Annotated in this window: 15 protein-coding genes and 1 tRNA gene; 13 read left to right on the top strand and 3 right to left on the bottom strand. The window is 63.0% G+C overall.

Annotated features, from left to right (window positions below):
* The first annotated feature begins 230 nt into the window (after positions 1 to 230).
* Positions 231 to 307 (top strand) — tRNA-Met (locus tag AC0L2C_RS24430).
* Positions 308 to 417: 110 nt separating this feature from the next.
* Here the strand turns inward: AC0L2C_RS24430 and AC0L2C_RS24425 are convergent.
* Positions 418 to 1,245 carry a MurR/RpiR family transcriptional regulator gene (locus AC0L2C_RS24425; protein ID WP_023798113.1) on the bottom strand — a complete coding sequence of 276 codons (828 nt, stop codon included), beginning with the start codon at positions 1,243 to 1,245 and terminating at the stop codon, positions 418 to 420.
* Between the two features lie 152 nt (positions 1,246 to 1,397).
* Here AC0L2C_RS24425 and AC0L2C_RS24420 point away from each other — a divergent pair, with 152 nt between their 5' ends.
* From AC0L2C_RS24420 to AC0L2C_RS24365, 12 genes are all read left to right on the top strand, one after another.
* Positions 1,398 to 2,219 carry an N-formylglutamate amidohydrolase gene (locus AC0L2C_RS24420; protein WP_128248467.1) on the top strand — a complete coding sequence of 274 codons (822 nt, stop codon included), beginning with the start codon at positions 1,398 to 1,400 and terminating at the stop codon, positions 2,217 to 2,219.
* A gap of 21 nt (positions 2,220 to 2,240) precedes the next feature.
* Complete coding sequence (locus AC0L2C_RS24415) at positions 2,241 to 3,755, top strand: amino acid permease (RefSeq protein WP_128248466.1); 1,515 nt, start codon at positions 2,241 to 2,243, stop codon at positions 3,753 to 3,755.
* 95 nt (positions 3,756 to 3,850) lie between these two features.
* Positions 3,851 to 5,221, top strand: coding sequence for a glutamine synthetase family protein (locus AC0L2C_RS24410; protein ID WP_128248465.1), 1,371 nt, complete (start codon positions 3,851 to 3,853; stop codon positions 5,219 to 5,221).
* An 87-nt stretch (positions 5,222 to 5,308) separates the two neighbouring features.
* The gene (locus AC0L2C_RS24405; RefSeq protein WP_128248464.1) at positions 5,309 to 6,697 is read left to right on the top strand and encodes an aldehyde dehydrogenase family protein; all 1,389 of its coding nucleotides are present in this window, start codon (positions 5,309 to 5,311) and stop codon (positions 6,695 to 6,697) included.
* An 18-nt stretch (positions 6,698 to 6,715) separates the two neighbouring features.
* Entirely contained in the window at positions 6,716 to 7,888 is a 1,173-nt protein-coding gene (locus AC0L2C_RS24400; RefSeq protein WP_473524638.1) for an iron-containing alcohol dehydrogenase, read from the top strand.
* Between the two features lie 243 nt (positions 7,889 to 8,131).
* The gene (locus tag AC0L2C_RS24395; protein WP_128248462.1) at positions 8,132 to 9,238 is read left to right on the top strand and encodes an ABC transporter substrate-binding protein; all 1,107 of its coding nucleotides are present in this window, start codon (positions 8,132 to 8,134) and stop codon (positions 9,236 to 9,238) included.
* 164 nt (positions 9,239 to 9,402) lie between these two features.
* Entirely contained in the window at positions 9,403 to 10,392 is a 990-nt protein-coding gene (locus AC0L2C_RS24390; RefSeq protein ID WP_128248461.1) for an ABC transporter permease, read from the top strand.
* On the top strand, positions 10,389 to 11,180 hold the full coding sequence (locus AC0L2C_RS24385) for an ABC transporter permease (protein ID WP_023798105.1): 792 nt from the start codon (positions 10,389 to 10,391) through the stop codon (positions 11,178 to 11,180). The genes AC0L2C_RS24390 and AC0L2C_RS24385 overlap by 4 nt, the downstream gene beginning before the upstream one ends.
* A 31-nt stretch (positions 11,181 to 11,211) precedes the next feature.
* Positions 11,212 to 12,276 carry an ABC transporter ATP-binding protein gene (locus AC0L2C_RS24380; RefSeq protein WP_473524637.1) on the top strand — a complete coding sequence of 355 codons (1,065 nt, stop codon included), beginning with the start codon at positions 11,212 to 11,214 and terminating at the stop codon, positions 12,274 to 12,276.
* A gap of 190 nt (positions 12,277 to 12,466) precedes the next feature.
* Entirely contained in the window at positions 12,467 to 14,017 is a 1,551-nt protein-coding gene (locus AC0L2C_RS24375; protein WP_287241888.1) for a cation:proton antiporter, read from the top strand.
* A 95-nt stretch (positions 14,018 to 14,112) separates the two neighbouring features.
* Positions 14,113 to 15,027 (top strand): endonuclease/exonuclease/phosphatase family protein, encoded by a 915-nt coding sequence (locus AC0L2C_RS24370; RefSeq protein ID WP_287241890.1) that lies wholly within the window; start codon positions 14,113 to 14,115, stop codon positions 15,025 to 15,027.
* Positions 15,028 to 15,034: 7 nt separating this feature from the next.
* Positions 15,035 to 15,880, top strand: a complete 846-nt coding sequence (locus AC0L2C_RS24365; protein ID WP_287241893.1) for an EamA family transporter — start codon at positions 15,035 to 15,037, stop codon at positions 15,878 to 15,880.
* A gap of 103 nt (positions 15,881 to 15,983) precedes the next feature.
* Here AC0L2C_RS24365 and AC0L2C_RS24360 read toward each other — a convergent pair whose 3' ends face one another.
* Together AC0L2C_RS24360 and AC0L2C_RS24355 are read right to left on the bottom strand one after the other, a co-directional pair.
* Positions 15,984 to 16,205 carry a Dabb family protein gene (locus tag AC0L2C_RS24360; RefSeq protein WP_473524636.1) on the bottom strand — a complete coding sequence of 74 codons (222 nt, stop codon included), beginning with the start codon at positions 16,203 to 16,205 and terminating at the stop codon, positions 15,984 to 15,986.
* A 99-nt stretch (positions 16,206 to 16,304) separates the two neighbouring features.
* Positions 16,305 to 17,933 (bottom strand): GMC family oxidoreductase, encoded by a 1,629-nt coding sequence (locus AC0L2C_RS24355; protein ID WP_287363645.1) that lies wholly within the window; start codon positions 17,931 to 17,933, stop codon positions 16,305 to 16,307.
* Positions 17,934 to 17,935 lie beyond the last annotated feature (2 nt).

Below are 17,935 nucleotides of genomic sequence, written 5' to 3'. Positions count from 1 at the left end.
GTTGCAAAAAATCCAGTCTTCTCCTTGCAAAACAGGCCCGCCAATCGGGAACTCGGGCCGCGCAAGCGGCCCTTTCATTTGGCGCAGGCTTGATTCCAGTGAGCCAAGGCTTACTTCTGACGTTGACGCGGGGTGGAGCAGCGCCCCGTCCGCCCGCAAAGGCCGAAGGCCTCGAGGACGGACAAAACAGAAAGTCCGGGCTGCCCGGCCGGCATTCGCCGTCTGGTTGACGCGGGGTGGAGCAGCCCGGTAGCTCGTCAGGCTCATAACCTGAAGGTCACAGGTTCAAATCCTGTCCCCGCAACCAAATAAAAAACGGCCCGCATCACGCGGGCCGTTTTGCGTTTGCAGCCTGCTGGCCGCCTTCTCCGGCATGGAAGTGATCATGCGGTCGAGTTCAGGCCGCGTCCCTATTCCCTACCGCAGGCTTTCCAACTCGCGGATGCGTTTGGCGCCGTCGGCCTCGAGCTGCCGGGTGACGGCGCCGATCAGCGTTTCGGCCACGACGAAAAGGGCCGCCGAAGAATCCCAGGCCGAGGGCACGGCGGTGCGCCCGGCGATGACATGGCGGGCAAAGCGGGCGATTGGCGACAGCCACTGGTCGGTGAACAGCACGATCTGCACGCCGCGCTGGTGTGCCGTCTCGGCGAAGCGGACCAGGCTGTCCTGGTAGCGCCTGATGTCGAAGATCACCAGCACGTCGCGCTTGCCCATGTCGATCAGCCGATCGCGCCAGACGCTTTCCTGTCCGGCGAGGTGAAAGACGTTGGGCTGGATGATGGCGAGGTGGGCGGCCATGTAGCGCGCCAGCGGATCGGTGAAGCGGCCGCCGATCAGGAAGGTTTTGCCGCGTCGGTCGGCAAGCTTTGCGACGATGTCGGCAAGCTGTTTGTCGGACAGGTGCCTGAACGTTTCGCGCATGTTGTCGAGCGTCGCCTCCAGCATCGGCGACACCGCGCCGCCGTTCGGCGATGGCGGGTTGAGCGTGCGCGATGCCGGCGACTGCAGTTGCGCCGCCAGTTCGTCCTGCAGCGCCGACTGGAATTCCGGGTAGTTCTGGAAGCCGAGGCGGGCGACGAAACGCAGGATCGTCGGCGAGGAGACGCCAGCGGCAGCTGAGAATTCGGCGACCGTCTTCAGCCCGATCAGCGGATAGCTGGCGATGAGCGTCTGCGCTGCGCGGCGCTCGCCCGCCGGCATCGTGCCGATGCGGTCCGAGATCAGTTCGGCAATGCTCGAAATCATCTTTTCCCCATGCCCGGCCGTTTTGCCGAAATCGCATTTGACCCGAAATCGCGTTTGACAAAGCCGGACAAACTGTATGAAATCATCCACAGGGACGCAATGAGGCAAAATACGTAACATACGATACAGCGCTCCCTGGGGACGACAGGATAATGGAGACAGCACGGCCCGCCAGCCTTGCATCGCCTGAAACCGTAGGGGTGACGAACCCCGGCGGATCGAGCCCTTTCGTGCTGACCTGCGACCACGCCTCCAATTTCCTGCCGCCGGAATTCGGAACGCTCGGCCTTGCTGCCGAAGAGCTTTCCCGCCACATCGCCTGGGATCCCGGCGCGCTGCCGGTGGCCCGCCGCATGGCCGCGGCGCTTGACGCGACGCTGGTCGAGACCCGCATTTCGCGGCTTGTCATCGACTGCAACCGCCCGCTCGACGCACCCGATCTGGTGCCGCCGGTCAGCGAGACCACAACCATTCCGGGCAATGCCGGCTTGTCGCAAAAGCAGCGCGCCGCGCGCATCGCCCTGTCCTGGCAACCTTTTCACGATGCGGTCGCTGACATCATCGATACAAGGCTGGCGCGCGGGCTCGAGACGCGGCTGGTTTCAATCCATTCCTTCAACCCGGTCTACAACGGCAAGAGCCGGCCCTGGCACATTGGCGTCATCCATGACGAGGATCGTCGGCTGGCAGCGCCGCTCGTCGCCGCGCTGCAGCGGCTCGCCGGCGTCACAGTCGGCATCAACCAACCCTATTCGCCGGCCGACCGTGTCTATTTCACGCTGGAACGGCACGCGCGCCCGCGGGAGCTACCCTGCGCGATGATCGAAATCCGCAACGACGAAATATCCGACGAAGCCGGGCAGCGAAAATGGGCGGATCTGCTCACGGGGATTTTTTCCGATCTCGAGCCGTCATCCGGATCCCAGGGATCTGGCCGGCGCGGGCTCGGCCATCCGGTGGAACCGGTCAACTGACAAGAAGAAGGGGACTTTCAAATGGCAGGCGGTAATACGAAGCAAGTTGGCAGCGTCGCATACGCGAAGCGCGACAAATCTTATTTCGAGGACCGGCAACTGGTGCGTCACGCCAATGTCTGGCATCTATGGGCGCTCGGCGTCGGCGCCGTCATATCCGGGCATTTTTCGGGCTGGAATTTCGGATTCGGGACAGGCGGCTGGGGCGGCATGCTGGTGGCCGGCATCATCATCGCCATCATGTATGTCGGCCTCGTCTTCTCGATCGCCGAGATGAGCCCGGCTTTGCCGCACACCGGCGCTGCCTACTCCTTCGCCCGGACGGCGATGGGGCCGTGGGGCGGCTTCATCACCGGGCTTTGCGAAAACGTCGAGTATGTGGTGACGCCCGCCGTCATCGCCTTCTTCATCGGCTCCTATATGGGAGGCATCTGGTCGGTCGCCTTTCCCGACTCCAGCGTCTGGCCGCCGCTCTGGTGGCTGGTGACCTATGGGCTGTTCCTGGCGTTGAATATTTTCGGCGTCGCGCTGTCCTTCCGCGTCACGCTGATCGTCACGCTGCTGTCGCTGGCCGTGCTGATTGTCTTCTGGATCAGCGCTATCCCGAGCATGGACTTTTCGCGCTGGGCGTTGAACATCGGCGTCGGTCCGGACGGAGCGGCGATGGAGCTTCCCGAAGGCAATGGCTCGATGTTCCCGTTCGGTTTCTCGGGCGTGCTGGCAACGTTGCCTTTTGCGGTTTGGCTGTTCCTGGCGATCGAGCAGCTTCCGCTGGCGGCGGAAGAATCGGTCGATCCCAAGCGCGACATGCCGCGCGGTATTATCGCCGGCATGCTGACGCTGATGGTCTCGGCCTTCATGATCGTGCTGCTCAACCCGTCGGTCGTCGGCGTTGGTTCGTTCAAGCTCGCGACTTCCGGCGAGCCTCTGCTTGACGGGTTCCGGGCGATTTATGGCGACTCGGGCGCAGTGCTGCTTGGCGTCATCGCGCTGATTGGATTGATCGCAAGCTTCCACACCATCATCTTCGCCATGGGCCGCCAGGTCTATTCGCTGAGCCGCGCCGGCTATTTCCCGTCGGCGCTGTCGGTCACCCACAAAACGTACAAGACGCCGTATGTGGCGATGTTTGCGGGCGCCATCGTCGGCTTCGGCATCATGCTGATCATGTGGTTCGCGCTGGGCGGCGCTACGGCCGGTTCGCTCATCGGCTCGGTGTTGCTGAACATGGCGGTGTTCGGCGCGATGTTCTCCTACATCCTGCAGGCGGTGTCCTTCATCCTGCTGCGCCAGAACCAGCCGAACATGGAACGTCCCTATCGCAGCCCGCTCGGCGTCCCGGGCGCCGTGCTGACGATCATCATCGGCGTGGTCACCCTGCTCTACCAGATTCAGGACGCGAACTTCACCAAGGGCGTGGTCTGGGTGGCGCTGTGGTTCGCCATCGCGATCGTCTATTTCGGGCTGGTCGGCCGTCACAAGCTGATCCTGTCGCCGGAAGAAGAGTTCGCGCTGGAGCACGCGCAGAAAGCCTAACCTGCCTCGGACCTCAAGAAACACCCGGCCGCTTCCTGCGGCCGGGTCCAGAGTTGAACTCTCGAAGCGCCACAAAGGCGGCGGAGCTTGCAAGAATGGCCGGAAATTTCTCGTTCGATCAGTTGAAAAAGGCGGTCTCCAGCGGTGAGGTCGATACGGTGCTGGCGTGCATTGTCGACATGCAGGGGCGGCTGGCGGGAAAGCGGTTCCTGGCACAGTATTTCGTCGATTCCGCCCATGACGAGACGCATGGCTGCAACTATCTCCTGGCCGCCGACATCGATATGGAACCGGTGCCTGGCTACAAGGCGGCGAGCTGGTCGAAAGGCTATGGCGACTTCGTCATGAAGCCGGATCTGTCGACGCTGCGGCGCATTCCATGGCTGGAAAAGACGGCGCTGGTGATCTGCGACGTGCTCGACCATCACACCCATGACGACTTGCCGCATTCGCCGCGCGCCATCCTGAAGAAGCAGGTCAAGCGGCTGAGCGAACGCGGCTATCTCGGCTATTTCGCCTCCGAGCTCGAATTCTATCTGTTCAGCGAAACCTACGATTCCGCCCGCAAGAAGCACTGGCAGGGCCTCGACACAGCCTCGCCCTATATCGGCGACTACCAGATCGGCATCACCACCAAGGAAGAAGGCGTCATGCGCCGGCTGCGCAACGAGATGCAGGCAGCCGGCATTCCGATTGAGAACTCCAAGGGCGAGTGGGGTCCGGGCCAGGAAGAAATCAATGTCCGCTATGCTGAGGCGCTCGAGATGGCCGACCGCCACGTCATCCTGAAGAACGGCGCCAGGGAAATCGCTGAGTCCGAAGGCAAGGCGATTTCGTTCATGGCCAAGTACAATTACGGGCTGGCCGGCAATTCGAGCCATATCCACAATTCGCTGTGGAGCGCCGACGGCGAGACGCCGCTTTTTTACGACAGAAAGGCCGAATGGACACTGTCGACGCTCGGCCAGCAATGGGCGGCGGGCCAGCTCAAATATGCCAGGGAATTCACCTGGTTCCTGGCGCCCTACGTCAACTCCTACAAGCGCTTCCAGGCCGGCACCTTCGCGCCGACCAAGATCATGTGGAGCGAGGACAACCGCACCGCCGGTTTCCGCCTGTGCGGCGAGGGCACCAAGGGCATCCGCATGGAATGCCGCATCGGCGGCGCCGATCTCAACCCCTATCTCGCCTTCGCCGCGCTGATCGCGGCCGGGCTTGCCGGCATCGACGAAAAGCTTGAACTGCAAAAACCCTTCGTCGGCGATGCCTATCAAGCCTCGCAGCTGCCGGAAATTCCGAAGACCCTGCGTGACGCCACCGAGACGCTGGCAAAATCGGAGATGCTGAAGCAGGCACTCGGCGAAGGCGTGCTCGAGCATTATGTCCATACGGCGCACTGGGAGCAGTTCGAATACGACCGCCGCATTACCGATTGGGAACTGCACAGGGGGTTTGAGCGGTACTAAACTACGCCAGCGTCGCCGTTCAGCTTTGCTGCCGGACGGGCGGGCGGCTCAAAACCGAGATTGTCATAAATTGCGAGGACCCAAGGAATGACCGAAACGGTCAAGATAAAATCTCCCGTCGATGGTTCGATCTATGCCGAGCGGCCCATCGCCACGGACCAGGCGATCAATGCGGCGGTCGAGCGGGCCAAGGCGGCGCAGGAGAAATGGGCTGAGACGCCGATCGTCGAGCGCGGCAAGTACATGCTCGCCATGCTGGAAGCGCTGGTCGCCATGACCGACGAGATCGTGCCGGAGATCGCCTGGCAGATGGGCCGCCCGGTGCGCTATGGCGGCGAGTTCGGCGGCGTCAGGGAACGCACCAGCTACATGGTCGAGATCGCCGAAGCGGCACTCAAGCCGGTGATGGCCTCCAATCCGAAGGACGGGTTTCGCCGCTATGTGAAGAAGGTGCCGCTCGGCGTGGTCCTGGTGATCGCGCCGTGGAACTATCCCTATCTCACCGCCGTCAACACCATCGTGCCGGCGCTGATGGCCGGCAGCGCCGTCATTCTCAAGCATGCGGCGCAGACGCTGCTGGTCGGCGAACGTTTTCAACAGGCGTTCGACAAGGCAGGCCTGCCCAAGGGTCTGTTCCAGAACCTCGTCATGAACCATGCGCAGACCGAAAAACTGCTCGGCTCGGGCAAGATCGACCATGTCAATTTCACCGGCTCGGTTGCCGGCGGCCGCGCCATCGAAAAGGCCGCAGCGGGCACCTTCATGACGCTCGGCCTTGAACTTGGCGGCAAGGATCCGGCCTATGTCTTGGCCGATGCCAAGATGGACCATGCCGTCGCCAACCTGGTCGACGGCGCCTTCTACAATTCCGGCCAGTGCTGCTGCGGCATCGAGCGCGTCTATGTCCACGAGAAGGTCTATGACAAATTCGTCGAAGGCTTCATCGCTGAAACCAGGAACTACGTCGTCGGCAACCCGCTCGACCAGGCGACGACGATGGGGCCGATGGCACAGGCGCGCTTCGCCGACCTGATCCGCGAGCAGAAGGCCGAGGCGCTGCGCAAGGGCGCCAGGGCGCATATCAACATGAAGGTGGCCAATGACGAGCCGGGCTCGCCCTATCTGGCGCCGGAAGTGCTGACCGGGGTCGATCACCAGATGAGCGTCATGCGCGAGGAGAGCTTTGGGCCGATCGTCGGCATCATGAAGGTGCGCAACGACGAGGACGCGATCGCGCTGATGAACGACAGCCCCTACGGTCTGACGGCCTCGATTTGGACCAGCGACACCGACCATGCGGCGGCGATCGGTGATCGCGTCGAGACCGGCACCGTGTTCATGAACCGCTGCGACTATCTCGATCCGGCGCTGGTCTGGACCGGCGTCAAGGACACCGGCAAGGGCGCCGCACTCTCGGCCATCGGCTACGACAATCTGACGAGGCCGAAGTCATATCATCTGCGTGAAGCCATCTGATTTTTTTGAAAGACAGAAATGACAAAATTGATTTCCAAATGGAACTATCCGACGACCGTGCGCTTCGGCGCGGGGCGCATCAAGGAATTGCCTGATGTGCTTGAAGCCACCGGCATCAAGCGGCCGCTCTTCGTCACCGATCCGGGGCTGGCCAAACTTCCGGTCGTCGCTTCGACGTTGAAGATCCTCGACGATGCCAAGGTACCCTATGGCGTATTTTCCGAGGTCAAGCCGAACCCGGTGGACTCCAACCTGACCGCCGGCATTGCGGTGTTCAAGAAGGGCAAGCATGACGGCGTCATCGCCTTCGGCGGCGGCTCGGCGCTCGACCTCGGCAAGCTGATCGCCTTCCAGGCCGGCCAGACGCGGCCGGTCTGGGATTTCGAGGATATCGGCGACTGGTGGACGCGCGCCAACTCCGACGCGATCGCACCGATCATCGCCGTGCCGACCACGGCCGGCACCGGCTCGGAGGTCGGCCGCGCCGGCGTCATCACCAATGAAGCGACCCACACCAAGAAGGTGATCTTCCATCCGAAACTTTTGCCGGCCATCGTCATCGCCGATCCGGAACTGTCGGTCGGCATGCCCGGCTTCATCACCGCCGGCACCGGCATGGATGCGCTCGCCCATTGCCTCGAAGCCTATTGCGCGCCGGGCTATCATCCGATGGCCGACGGCATCGCCGTCGAAGGCGTGCGGCTCGTCTTCGAGAACCTGCCGAAGGCCTTCGCCAACGGCAAGGATCTCGTCGCCCGCGCCCACATGATGAGTGCGGCCGCGATGGGCGCTGCCGCCTTCCAGAAGGGGCTGGGCGCCATCCACTCGCTGTCGCATCCGATCGGCGCGCTTTACGACACCCATCACGGCATGACCAACGCCGTGTTCATGCCTTATGTGCTGACCTTCAACCGCGACGCCATCGAGGCGCGCATCGCCCGTCTCGCGGCTTATTGCGGCATCAAGGGCGGCTTCGACGGTTTCGCCAAGACCGTCATCAAGCTGCGCAAGGAATTGGAGGTGCCGCACGCGCTGCCGGGCCTGATCAAGGGGCTCGACATGGACAAGAAGCGCAAGGGCCTGATCGCCGACATGGCAGTGGTCGATCCGACCGCCGGCGGCAACCCTGTCAAGCTGACCAGGAAGGCGGCGCTGACGCTGCTCGAAAATGCCATTGCCGGCACCGCCTGACACAGTATTCGCGCCGGAAACTGATCCGGGAAATTGAGGGCAAAGAAAGGGGGAAAGATGAAAGGTAAGACGGAAACTCGTTAGCCGGAAAAATAGTTGCGAGGCGATTGCTACAGCCGGTTAAAAAGAGTTTACTTTTTCGTACTGCAGGGCATCGCTTTCACAAACCATTCATCGGGCTGTCACACGAAAACGATACCGCATCGCAGGCGTCCAACGGCGTCAGTTCAACGGAGAGAACACATGTTCAAATTCACGGGAAAAGTACTTTCCCTTACGGCCGTCGCCCTGATGGCGACCTCTGCCATCTCGTCGGCGCAGTCAATGGATGAACTGGTCGCCGCCGCCAAGGCGGAAGGCCAACTCACCACCATCGCGCTGCCGCATGACTGGTGCGGCTATGGCGCGGTGATCGCCGGCTTCAAGGCGAAATATCCGGAAATCACCGTCAACGAGCTCAACCCCGATGCCGGCTCCGGCGACGAGATCGAGGCGATCAAGGCCAACAAGGACAATAAGGGCCCGCAGGCGCCCGACGTCATCGACGTCGGCCTGTCCTTCGGCCCGACCGCCAAGGCCGACGGCCTGATCCAACCCTACAAGGTGTCGACCTGGGACACGATCCCCGACAGCGCCAAGGATCCCGAAGGCTACTGGACCGGCGACTATTACGGCGTGCTGGCGATGATGGTGAACAAGGATCTGGTCAAGGAAGTGCCGACTGATTGGGCCGATCTTCTTAAGCCGGAATACGCCAACGCCGTCGCGCTCGCCGGTGATCCACGCGCCTCGAATCAGGCAATCCAGGCGGTCTACGCCGCTGGTCTTTCAAGCGGCGCCGCGGCCGGTGAAGCCGCAGGTACTGCCGGCCTCGAGTTCTTCAAGAAGCTCAATGCCGCCGGCAATTTCGTGCCGGTCATCGGCAAGCCGGCGACGCTTGCACAGGGTCAGACACCGATCCTGATCAACTGGGACTACAACGCGCTTGCCGGCCGCGACACGCTGAAAGGTAATCCGCCGGTCGACGTCGTCGTGCCGAAGACCGGTGTCGTCGCCGGCGTCTACGTGCAGGCGATCAGCGCCTACGCGCCGCATCCGAACGCTGCCAAGCTCTGGCTGGAATATCTCTATTCCGACGAAGGCCAGATCGGCTGGCTGAAGGGCTATTGCCACCCGATCCGCTTCAACGATCTCGCCAAGAACGGCAAAATCCCGGAGGACGTGATGGCCAAGCTGCCGCCGGCCGCATCCTATGAGGCCGCGGTGTTCCCGACCCTCGATGAGCAGGGCAAGGCCAAGGAAGTCATCACCAAGAACTGGGACGCCGTTGTCGGCGCCAACGTTCAGTGAAGTTGAAAACCGCCGGGCGGCTTCACTGCCGCCCGGTATTCCACTAGAGCGACGTGCGTCCAGTTGGACGCACAAGGTACGTTCTAGAACTCAAATTTTCGCATCGTGCTTTCCGAAAATCGAGTTCGATTTTCGGGCCGATGCGATAAGACGGTAGCCGGCGCATGACCGATCTCTCGCTTTCCGATCACGTGATTGCCGGGAAGACGGCGCCACCCAGCGAGGCGCGAGCGTTTCGGCTGCCGACGCAGTGGCTGGGGGTGGCGCCGTTCTTCATCTTCGCCATCATGTTCCTGGTCCTGCCCACGCTCTATCTGGTGCTCGGCGCCTTCCAGAACGCTGCCGGCACGTTCACCTTCGACAACATCGTCGGCATCTTCGACCCACCCAATCTGTCGAACTACATACAGTGCCAATATGATTCTTGGATCTCCTGGGTCGACGGAAACTGCAGGCTGCCCACTATCCTTGCCGCCTACTGGATCTCGATCAAGATCAGCCTCGCTTCGTCGCTCATCGGGGCATTTGCCGGTCTGGCCATTGCCATTGCCATCGTGCGCGGCGGCCTGCCGAACTGGATACGTTCGGCGACGCTGACCTTTTCCGGCGTGGCTTCGAATTTCGCCGGCGTGCCGCTAGCCTTTGCGTTCCTCGCTACGCTCGGCCGGCTCGGCCTCGCGACGGTGATCCTGAACACCGTGTTCGGCCTCAACATTTACGCCCACGGCTTCAACATCCTGTCGTTCTGGGGCCTGACGCTGACCTATGTCTATTTCCAGATCCCGCTGATGGTGGTCATCATCACGCCGGCGATCGACGGACTGAAGAAGGAATGGGGCGAGGCGGCCGCGACGCTTGGCGCCACCACGGCGCAATATTGGCGCATGGTCGTCATCCCAGTGATATGGCCGAGTTTTCTCGGCACCGTCATCCTGCTGTTTGCCAACGCCTTCGGCGCTATCGCCACCGCCTATGCGCTGACCGGCTCGTCGCTCAACATAATTCCCATCGTGCTTTACGCACAGATCCGCGGCGACGTGCTGCACAACCCGCATCTCGGCTATGCCATTGCCTTCGGTATGATCGTCATCACCGGCCTCGCCAACGTCTTCTACATCTGGTTCCGGACGCGCAGCGAAAGGTGGCTCAAATGAAGAGCGGACGTTTCTGGGCCTGGCTCGTCTTCGCGCTGGGTGCGGCCTATTTCTTCATTCCGCTGATCGCGACCGTGGAATTCTCGATGCGCATGCGGCGCGGGGTCTATTCCTTCGATGCCTACGAGGTCGTGCTAGGCGACCCCCGCTTCCAGGCGACCTTCGGCTATTCGGTGCTTGCCGCCATCTTCACCATCATCCTCGGCGTGCTCATTGTTGTGCCCACCGCCTACTGGATCCGGCTACGGCTGCCGCAACTGAGACCGGTCGTCGAGTTCATCACTCTGCTGCCGCTGGTCATCCCCGCCATCGTCATCGTCTTCGGCTACATCAGGATGTACGGATCGAACTCGCCGCTGCCGTTCCTGGCGAGCGACACGGGCACCAACGCCTTGCTGGTCATCGGCTATGCGACGCTGGCGCTGCCCTATATGTACCGCGCCGTCGACACCGGGCTTCGCACTATCGACGTGCGCACGCTGACGGAAGCGGCGCAGATCCTCGGCGCCGGCTGGGGCACGATCATCGCCCGTGTCATTCTGCCCAATGTGCTGATCGCGGTATTGTCGGGCGCCTTCCTTACCTTCGCTATCGTCCTCGGCGAATTCACCATGGCCAGCCTGCTCAATCGGCCGGCCTTCGGTCCCTACCTGCAGAACATCGGCGCCAATCGCGCCTATGAGCCGGCGGCACTTGCCATCATCGCCTTCGCCATTACCTGGGCGTGCATGTCGCTGATCCAGATCCTGTCGCGTTTTGCGCCGCGATCGGCGAACCGGCCAAACTGACCGAAAAGTACTGACCGAAAGAAAAAAAGCCATGGCCGAGCCGTTCCTCTCCATCCAGCATGTGCGAAAATCCTTCGGCATCACCACCGTGGTCCAGGATTTCAACCTCGACGTCGAGCCGGGCGAATTCGTCTCCTTCCTCGGGCCATCGGGCTGCGGCAAGACGACGGTGCTGCGCATGGTCGCCGGCTTCGAGGAGCCGAGCGCCGGCAAGATCGTGGTGGCCGGCAAGGACATCACCCGGCTCAAGCCCAACCAGCGCAATGTCGGCATGGTGTTCCAGGCCTATGCGCTGTTTCCGAACCTGACCGTGGCGCAGAACATCGGGTTCGGGCTGAAAGTCGCCGGCATGCCCAAGGCCGATACCGACAGGCGCGTTGCCGAGATGCTCGACCTCATCAAGCTGCCGCAGATGGGCGACCGCTATCCCTATCAGCTCTCCGGCGGCCAGCAGCAGCGTATCGCGCTGGCGCGGGCGATTGCGCCAAAGCCGAAGCTGCTGCTGCTCGACGAGCCGCTGTCGGCGCTCGACGCCAAGGTGCGCGTGTCGCTGCGCGAGGAAATCCGCTCGATCCAGAAGAAGCTCGGCATCACCACCATCTTCGTCACCCACGACCAGGAAGAGGCGCTGTCGATCTCCGACCGCATCGCCGTCATGTATGGCGGCAAGGCCGAGCAGGTCGGCACGCCGTTCGAGATCTACAACCGGCCGGCAACCAAGTTCGTCGCCAATTTCGTCGGCACGCTGAACGTGCTCGAAGGCACCGTCACCGATGCAGCCTCGGGCAAGGTGCGCGTCAATTCGCAAGAGGTCTCGCTGCAGGGAAAGCTGAACGGCTCCAAGTCCGGCGACACGCTGTCGCTGGCGCTGCGGCCCGAGGCGATTTCGCTCGGCCGTCATCCCGGCCGCGACTCCAGTCTTTCGGGCGAGATCACCGAAGTGCACTTCCTCGGCTCAGTCATCCGGGTTCGCGTCGGCATCGGCGGCAGCACGGTGTCGCTCGACACGTTCAACAGCCCGGCCTCGCCGCCGCCCGCTGTCGGCGAGAGGGCCGAGATTTCGTTCTCGTCGGGCGATATGCTTGTGCTGCATTAGGGGAAGAGTGAATAGTGAATGGTGAATAGTGAGTAGTGAGTAGCAAGAAATACACTTTACGAGCTCCAACCGACCATTCACCATTCACCATTCACCATTCACCATTCACCATTCACCATTCACCATTCACCAGCCGAGCCATCGCCGTTTTTGCAGTGCCAATCGCCCGGCTTCACCGCTACGATGAGGCATGGCGCTTTTCGAGCTGACCCTTGTTCTCCTATTGATCGCCGTCGCGCTGACGGCGTTGTCGCGGCGTCTCCAAGTTCCCTATCCTTCGTTGCTGGCGTTGGCAGGTGCAGGGATCGCCTTCCTGCCGTTTGCGCCGACCATCGAGATTGATCCCGAACTGGCGCTTGCCTTGTTCATCGCGCCGGTGCTTCTTGACGCGGCCTACGACACGTCGCTGCGCGATCTCAATCGCTACAGACTGCCGCTTGTCTTGCTGGCGCTTGGCGCCGTCGTTTTCACCACCGCTGCCGTGGCGCTCGTTGGGTGGACAATGGCAGGCCTGCCGATCGCTGCGGCCATCGCCCTTGGCGCGATCGTGGCGCCGCCCGATGCCGTCGCGGCGTCTGCCGTGCTTGGACAGTTCAAGGTGCCGCACCGCGTCACCGCGATCCTGCAAGGCGAAAGCCTGCTCAACGACGCCACGGCACTGCTGATCTACCGCATGGCGGTTTCCGCCGCTGCCGGCTCCATCCTGCTGAGCAGCGCGATTCCGGTGATCTTGCTGTCGACGGTCGGCAGCCTTGCCGCTGGTTATGTGCTCGGCCGATTGTCTCTCGTCACACTCAGTCGCATCAGAGATCCGGCAAGCGGCACGGTGGTCCAATTTGCCGGAACATTCGGCGTCTGGATCCTGGCCGACAGGATCGGGCTCTCCGCCATTATAACAATCGTGGTCTATGCCATGACCATCGCGCGCACCGCGCCGCGCCGCATGCCGGCCAGAAATCGCGTCAGCTCCTACTCGGTCTGGGAGACGGCGGTGTTCGTGCTCAACGTGCTTGCCTTCGTCCTGATGGGACTTCAGGCACGGTTGATCGTCGGCCGGCTTGCCGAGCAGGGGCAGGTCGAAGCGTTCGTCTTCGCCGCAGCCGTGCTGGCTGTCGTCATCGTCTCGCGTCTCGTCTGGGTGCTGGGATGCGGCGCGATCATGAGGTGGCTTGCCAGCTTCGGTGACGCGGATCGGCAGGCCGAAGCCCCGTCGTTTCGCGGCGGCGTGCTGATCGGCTGGTGCGGCATGCGCGGCCTGGTCACCCTTGCGGCAGCGTTTGCCTTGCCGGCCGACTTTCCCGGCCGCGACCCGATCGTGCTCGCCGCTTTCTCGGTCGTCCTCGGCACCCTGGTGCTGCAAGGCATCAGCCTGAAGCCGCTGCTGCGCCTGCTTCGTCTCGATCCGGACGAAACTATCGACCGCGAGGTCGCGCAGGCACGCGTCGCCATCATGCAGGCAGCGCTGGAGGTGTTGAGCGGCAAGACATCGAATGCCGCGGCCGTGGTCCGCGAGCAATTTGCCGCGCAGCGCACGATCGCTGAAAATCCGGAGGACGCCCAGGCAGCGACCGAGTACGACAGGTTGCGCCTCTATGCCATCAAGAGCCAGCGTGACGCGCTGGAGCAATTGCGCATCGACGGGACGATCGGCGACGAGGCGTATCATCGTCTAGAGGAGGAAATCGACTGGTCGGAACTGGCCGCCTCTCCGCCGGGACGTTTCCAGCCGTTGACGACCTAGCTGCGCTATCTGGCCCAAGCTGTCTGCATCCGGCTGCACATTGCAGCCGATCAGCCCAACGGCTACTGCTTTCAGGGAATTGAGCCGGATAAGCAATGAAGCTGGTCAGCTACAACATCCAGTACGGGTTCGGCGGCGACGGCCGCTACGATCTCTCGCGCTGCGCCAGGATCGTCGCCGGCGCCGACATCATCGCCTTGCAGGAGGTGGAACGGCATTGGATGCGCAGCAACGAAGACGACCAGCCTGAACTTCTTTCGCGATTGCTGCCCGAATACTATTGGGTTTATGGGCCGGCCTTCGACATGGACGCCAGCGAGCGGCGTGACGGCCGCATCGTCAACCGGCGGCGGCAATTCGGCACCATGCTCCTGTCCAAGCTGCCGATCGTCTGGTCGCGCCTGCACGCGCTGCCGCTGCGCCGCACCGTGCGACCGCTCAACACCCGCAACGCAGCGCTGGAATGCATGGTCCGCACCCATGCCGGTCCGGTGCGGGTGTTTTCGCTGCATCTCGCGCATATCGCCGCCGAGGAACGGCTAGAGCAGATCGATTATCTGCTCGCCGAGCATCGCCGCGCGCCGTCCGACGGCGGCCCGTGGAGCGGCGCCGATGACGAACCGGAGCGCAACTGGAGCAATGGCGAGCCGGAGCCGGAAAACCCGCTGGCGGCGATCTGGATGGGTGATTTCAACATGGAGCCGGGCAGCGCCGAATACCGGCGCATCGTCGGCAGCACGCCGTACCATCGCGGTGCCGCCTATCTCGACGGTTTTGTCGACGCCGCCGCCGTCGCCAGCGAACCGCCGAGAGATTTCCATACCCATGTGAAGACCATCGACGGCAGTCTGGCAAAGCGACGGCTCGACCACTGCTTCGTCGGCGGGATGTTGGCGGGACGGGTGCGCTCGGTCAGCGCCGATATCGGCGAAATCGCCTCCGACCACTTCCCACTGCGGGTCGACATCGACCTGGAAACGCCGTTCGCGACAGGGACCGGAGGCGGATGAGCCGCCGATGACCTTGTCCGTCTTCTTCGCGGTGCTTGCCGCCGCCGCCATGCACGCGATCTGGAACGCGCTGGTCAAGGTCCATCTCGACCGTTTTTTGTCGATCACGCTGATGACGCTCGGCATGGGCGCCGTGGCGCTTCTGGCGCTGCCTTTCGTCGAGGTGCCGAAAGCGGAAGCGTGGCCGTACATCATCGCCTCGGTAGTCTTCCACATGGGCTACAGGACATTCCTGATCGCCGCCTACAGGGCCGGCGATTTCGCCCAGACCTATCCACTGGCGCGCGGCACCGCACCGCTGCTTGCAGCACTTGGCGGCATCGTGGTCGTCGCCGAAGTTCCGGCGCCGCTCGCCATCCTCGGCATTGTTCTCTTGTCGGCCGGGACGCTGGTGCTGTCGTTTCGCGGCGGCGCGCATCTGGAAAGACTGAACCTGCGCGCCGTAGGCTTTGCGCTGGGCACCTCGATCTTCATTGCCGGCTATACGCTGTCCGACGGCAGCGGCGCGCGGCTGGCCGCGACGGCGTCAAGCTATGCCGCATGGCTGTTCGTCTGCGATGCGCTGTGGGCGCTGGTGCTGTGTCTGATCCTCCGCGGACCAAAGGCGCTGCCGGTCCTGGCGCGCGACTGGAAGGCGGGCGTGTACACCGGCGTGCTCAGCGGCGCCGCCTACTGGATCGTGATGTGGGCGATGACCAAGGCGCCGATCGCCTCGGTCGCGGCGCTGCGCGAAACCTCGATCCTGTTCGCCATGATGATCTCGGTGTTTGCGCTCGGCGAGAAGATGACGGCGTGGCGCGGTGCCGCCGTGCTCAGCATTGTTGCCGGCGTCGTCGCGCTGAGGCTTGGATAGGCTAAAGCGCGTCGCGTTCGACCGACCTCACGCGACGCGCTTTAGATTGTTGTTTATGCATGTCGTTAACGCAAAACCGCTGCACACTTTTGCGCGACATGCATTAAGCGCCTATCTCGAGGTCGAACACCATCAGCCCGTCGGTTCCGCCTTCAAGCGCCGCGACCAGCCGAGCGCCGGCTCGGCTGTGAGCCTCATGCACCAGATAGGCGTCGCGTGCGGCGGCATCGCGGAAGTCGATGGTGAAGCCGTGCGTGAAGCCGCGCGCGAACGGTTCTGGGCTGACATTGGCGCTGAATTCGACCTTGGCCATGCCGTCGATCACCGACCGCAGCGCCTCAAGATCGGCATGGCCGCGCGCTCGTCGTCGGTGACGTCATTGCGGAATCGAGCGAAAACACAGTGCCTGATCATTCTTGGAATCTCATGCCGCTTGGTTGGTGGAAAACACGGCCGGCGGCAGCGGGTCGCGGCCAAGGATCAGATCGGCGCCCTTTTCGCCGACCATGATGGTTGGCGCATTGGTGTTGGAGGAGGGGATGCGCGGCATCACCGAAGCGTCGCAGACGCGCAAGCCCTCGATACCACGCAGCCTGAGATCCGGCGTCACCACGCTCATCGCATCATGGCCCATGCGGCAGGTGCCGACAGGGTGGTGGTCGGTCTTGGAACTGCGGCAGGCATAGTCGAACAGCTCGTCGTCGCTGGTGAGTGCCGGTCCCGGCAGCACCTCGCGCAGCACGTAGGGGGCCAGCGCGTTCTGCCGCATGATCTCGCGCGCCAGCCTGAGCCCCTTGATCGACATGTCGCGATCGTAGGGATCGGACCAGTAATTCGGGTCGATCAGCGGGTGGTCGGCCGGGTCGGCGCTGTTCAGCCGCACCGTGCCGCGCGATCGAGGGCGCAGGAAGGCCGAGTTCAGCGTCACGCCCGGATTTTTTAGTTTTTCGACACCGGCCTCGATGCCGGAGCCGAGGCCGAGATGCAGCTGGATATCGGGCGAGGCGGCGGTCGGGTCGGCGTACCAGAAGCCGCCGGTCTCGAACAGGCTGGAGGCAACCGGGCCTTTTTTCAACAGCAGGTATTGCAGGCCGGCCCACACCGTCCGGTGCAGCTTGGCGTAGTTGTCGTAGGTGTGGTCGCCGGTGCATTCGGCAATGACGAACAGGTCGAGATGATCCTGCAGGTTGGAACCGACGCCGGGCAGATCGTGCACCGGCGTCACGCCCACCGACTTCAGATGGTCGGCCGGGCCGATGCCCGACTGCATCAGCAGCTTCGGCGAGCCGATGGCGCCGGACGAGACGATGACTTCGCGCTCGGCGCGCAAGATTTTCTTCTCGCCGCCCGGCCTGTCGACGATCTCGACACCAGTGGCGCGGCCCTTGTCGATGACGATGCGCGTCACCAGCACATCGGTCCTGACGGTCAGGTTTTTTCGCGCGCGGATCGGCCTGAGATAGGCGACCGAGGCAGAGGAGCGTCTCGCGTCCTTCTGCGTCAATTGGTAATAACCGACGCCTTCCTGGGCTACCCCGTTGAAGTCCGGATTGAAGGGAATGCCCATCTCCTGCCCAGCGCGGAAATAAGCCTCGCAGATCGGCAGCGGCGCAATCGGGTTCGACACGCCGAGCGGACCCTGGTCGCCGTGAAAATCGTTGGCGTAGCGCTGGTTGTTCTCGGCCCGCTTGAAATAGGGCAGCACGTCGCGATAGCCCCAGCCGGCAAGGCCCTCTTCCTTCTCCCAGGCGTCGTAGTCGCGGGCATTGCCGCGTGTGTAGATCTGGGCGTTGATGGAGGAGCCGCCGCCGATCACCTTGGCCTGCGTGTATCGGAAGACGCGGTCCTTCATGTGCTTTTGCGGCACGGTCGACCAGCCCCAGGCGGCGATGCCCTTGGTCATCTTGGCGAAACCGGCCGGCATGTGGATCAGCGGGTGCCAGTCCTTGCCGCCCGCTTCGAGCAGCAGCACTGAATTCGATGGCTCTTCGCTCAGCCGGTTGGCCAGCACGCAGCCGGCCGGGCCGGCGCCGACGATGATGTAGTCGGTCATGG

This window comes from Mesorhizobium sp. WSM4845 (genome assembly GCF_055811455.1).
The sequence above is the reverse complement of the archived record's forward strand: the minus strand, read 5'-3'. Positions and strand labels throughout refer to the sequence as shown.

Coding starts and splice junctions, on each gene's coding strand:
- AC0L2C_RS24415 (WP_128248466.1), top strand. CDS start 2,241: ATGGCAGGCGGTAATACGAAGCAAGTTGGCAGCGTCGCATACGCGAAG.
- AC0L2C_RS24400 (WP_473524638.1), top strand. CDS start 6,716: ATGACAAAATTGATTTCCAAATGGAACTATCCGACGACCGTGCGCTTC.
- AC0L2C_RS24365 (WP_287241893.1), top strand. CDS start 15,035: ATGACCTTGTCCGTCTTCTTCGCGGTGCTTGCCGCCGCCGCCATGCAC.
- AC0L2C_RS24370 (WP_287241890.1), top strand. CDS start 14,113: ATGAAGCTGGTCAGCTACAACATCCAGTACGGGTTCGGCGGCGACGGC.
- AC0L2C_RS24355 (WP_287363645.1), bottom strand. CDS start 17,933: ATGACCGACTACATCATCGTCGGCGCCGGCCCGGCCGGCTGCGTGCTG.
- AC0L2C_RS24420 (WP_128248467.1), top strand. CDS start 1,398: ATGGAGACAGCACGGCCCGCCAGCCTTGCATCGCCTGAAACCGTAGGG.
- AC0L2C_RS24375 (WP_287241888.1), top strand. CDS start 12,467: ATGGCGCTTTTCGAGCTGACCCTTGTTCTCCTATTGATCGCCGTCGCG.
- AC0L2C_RS24425 (WP_023798113.1), bottom strand. CDS start 1,245: ATGATTTCGAGCATTGCCGAACTGATCTCGGACCGCATCGGCACGATG.
- AC0L2C_RS24405 (WP_128248464.1), top strand. CDS start 5,309: ATGACCGAAACGGTCAAGATAAAATCTCCCGTCGATGGTTCGATCTAT.
- AC0L2C_RS24385 (WP_023798105.1), top strand. CDS start 10,389: ATGAAGAGCGGACGTTTCTGGGCCTGGCTCGTCTTCGCGCTGGGTGCG.
- AC0L2C_RS24410 (WP_128248465.1), top strand. CDS start 3,851: ATGGCCGGAAATTTCTCGTTCGATCAGTTGAAAAAGGCGGTCTCCAGC.
- AC0L2C_RS24395 (WP_128248462.1), top strand. CDS start 8,132: ATGTTCAAATTCACGGGAAAAGTACTTTCCCTTACGGCCGTCGCCCTG.
- AC0L2C_RS24380 (WP_473524637.1), top strand. CDS start 11,212: ATGGCCGAGCCGTTCCTCTCCATCCAGCATGTGCGAAAATCCTTCGGC.
- AC0L2C_RS24390 (WP_128248461.1), top strand. CDS start 9,403: ATGACCGATCTCTCGCTTTCCGATCACGTGATTGCCGGGAAGACGGCG.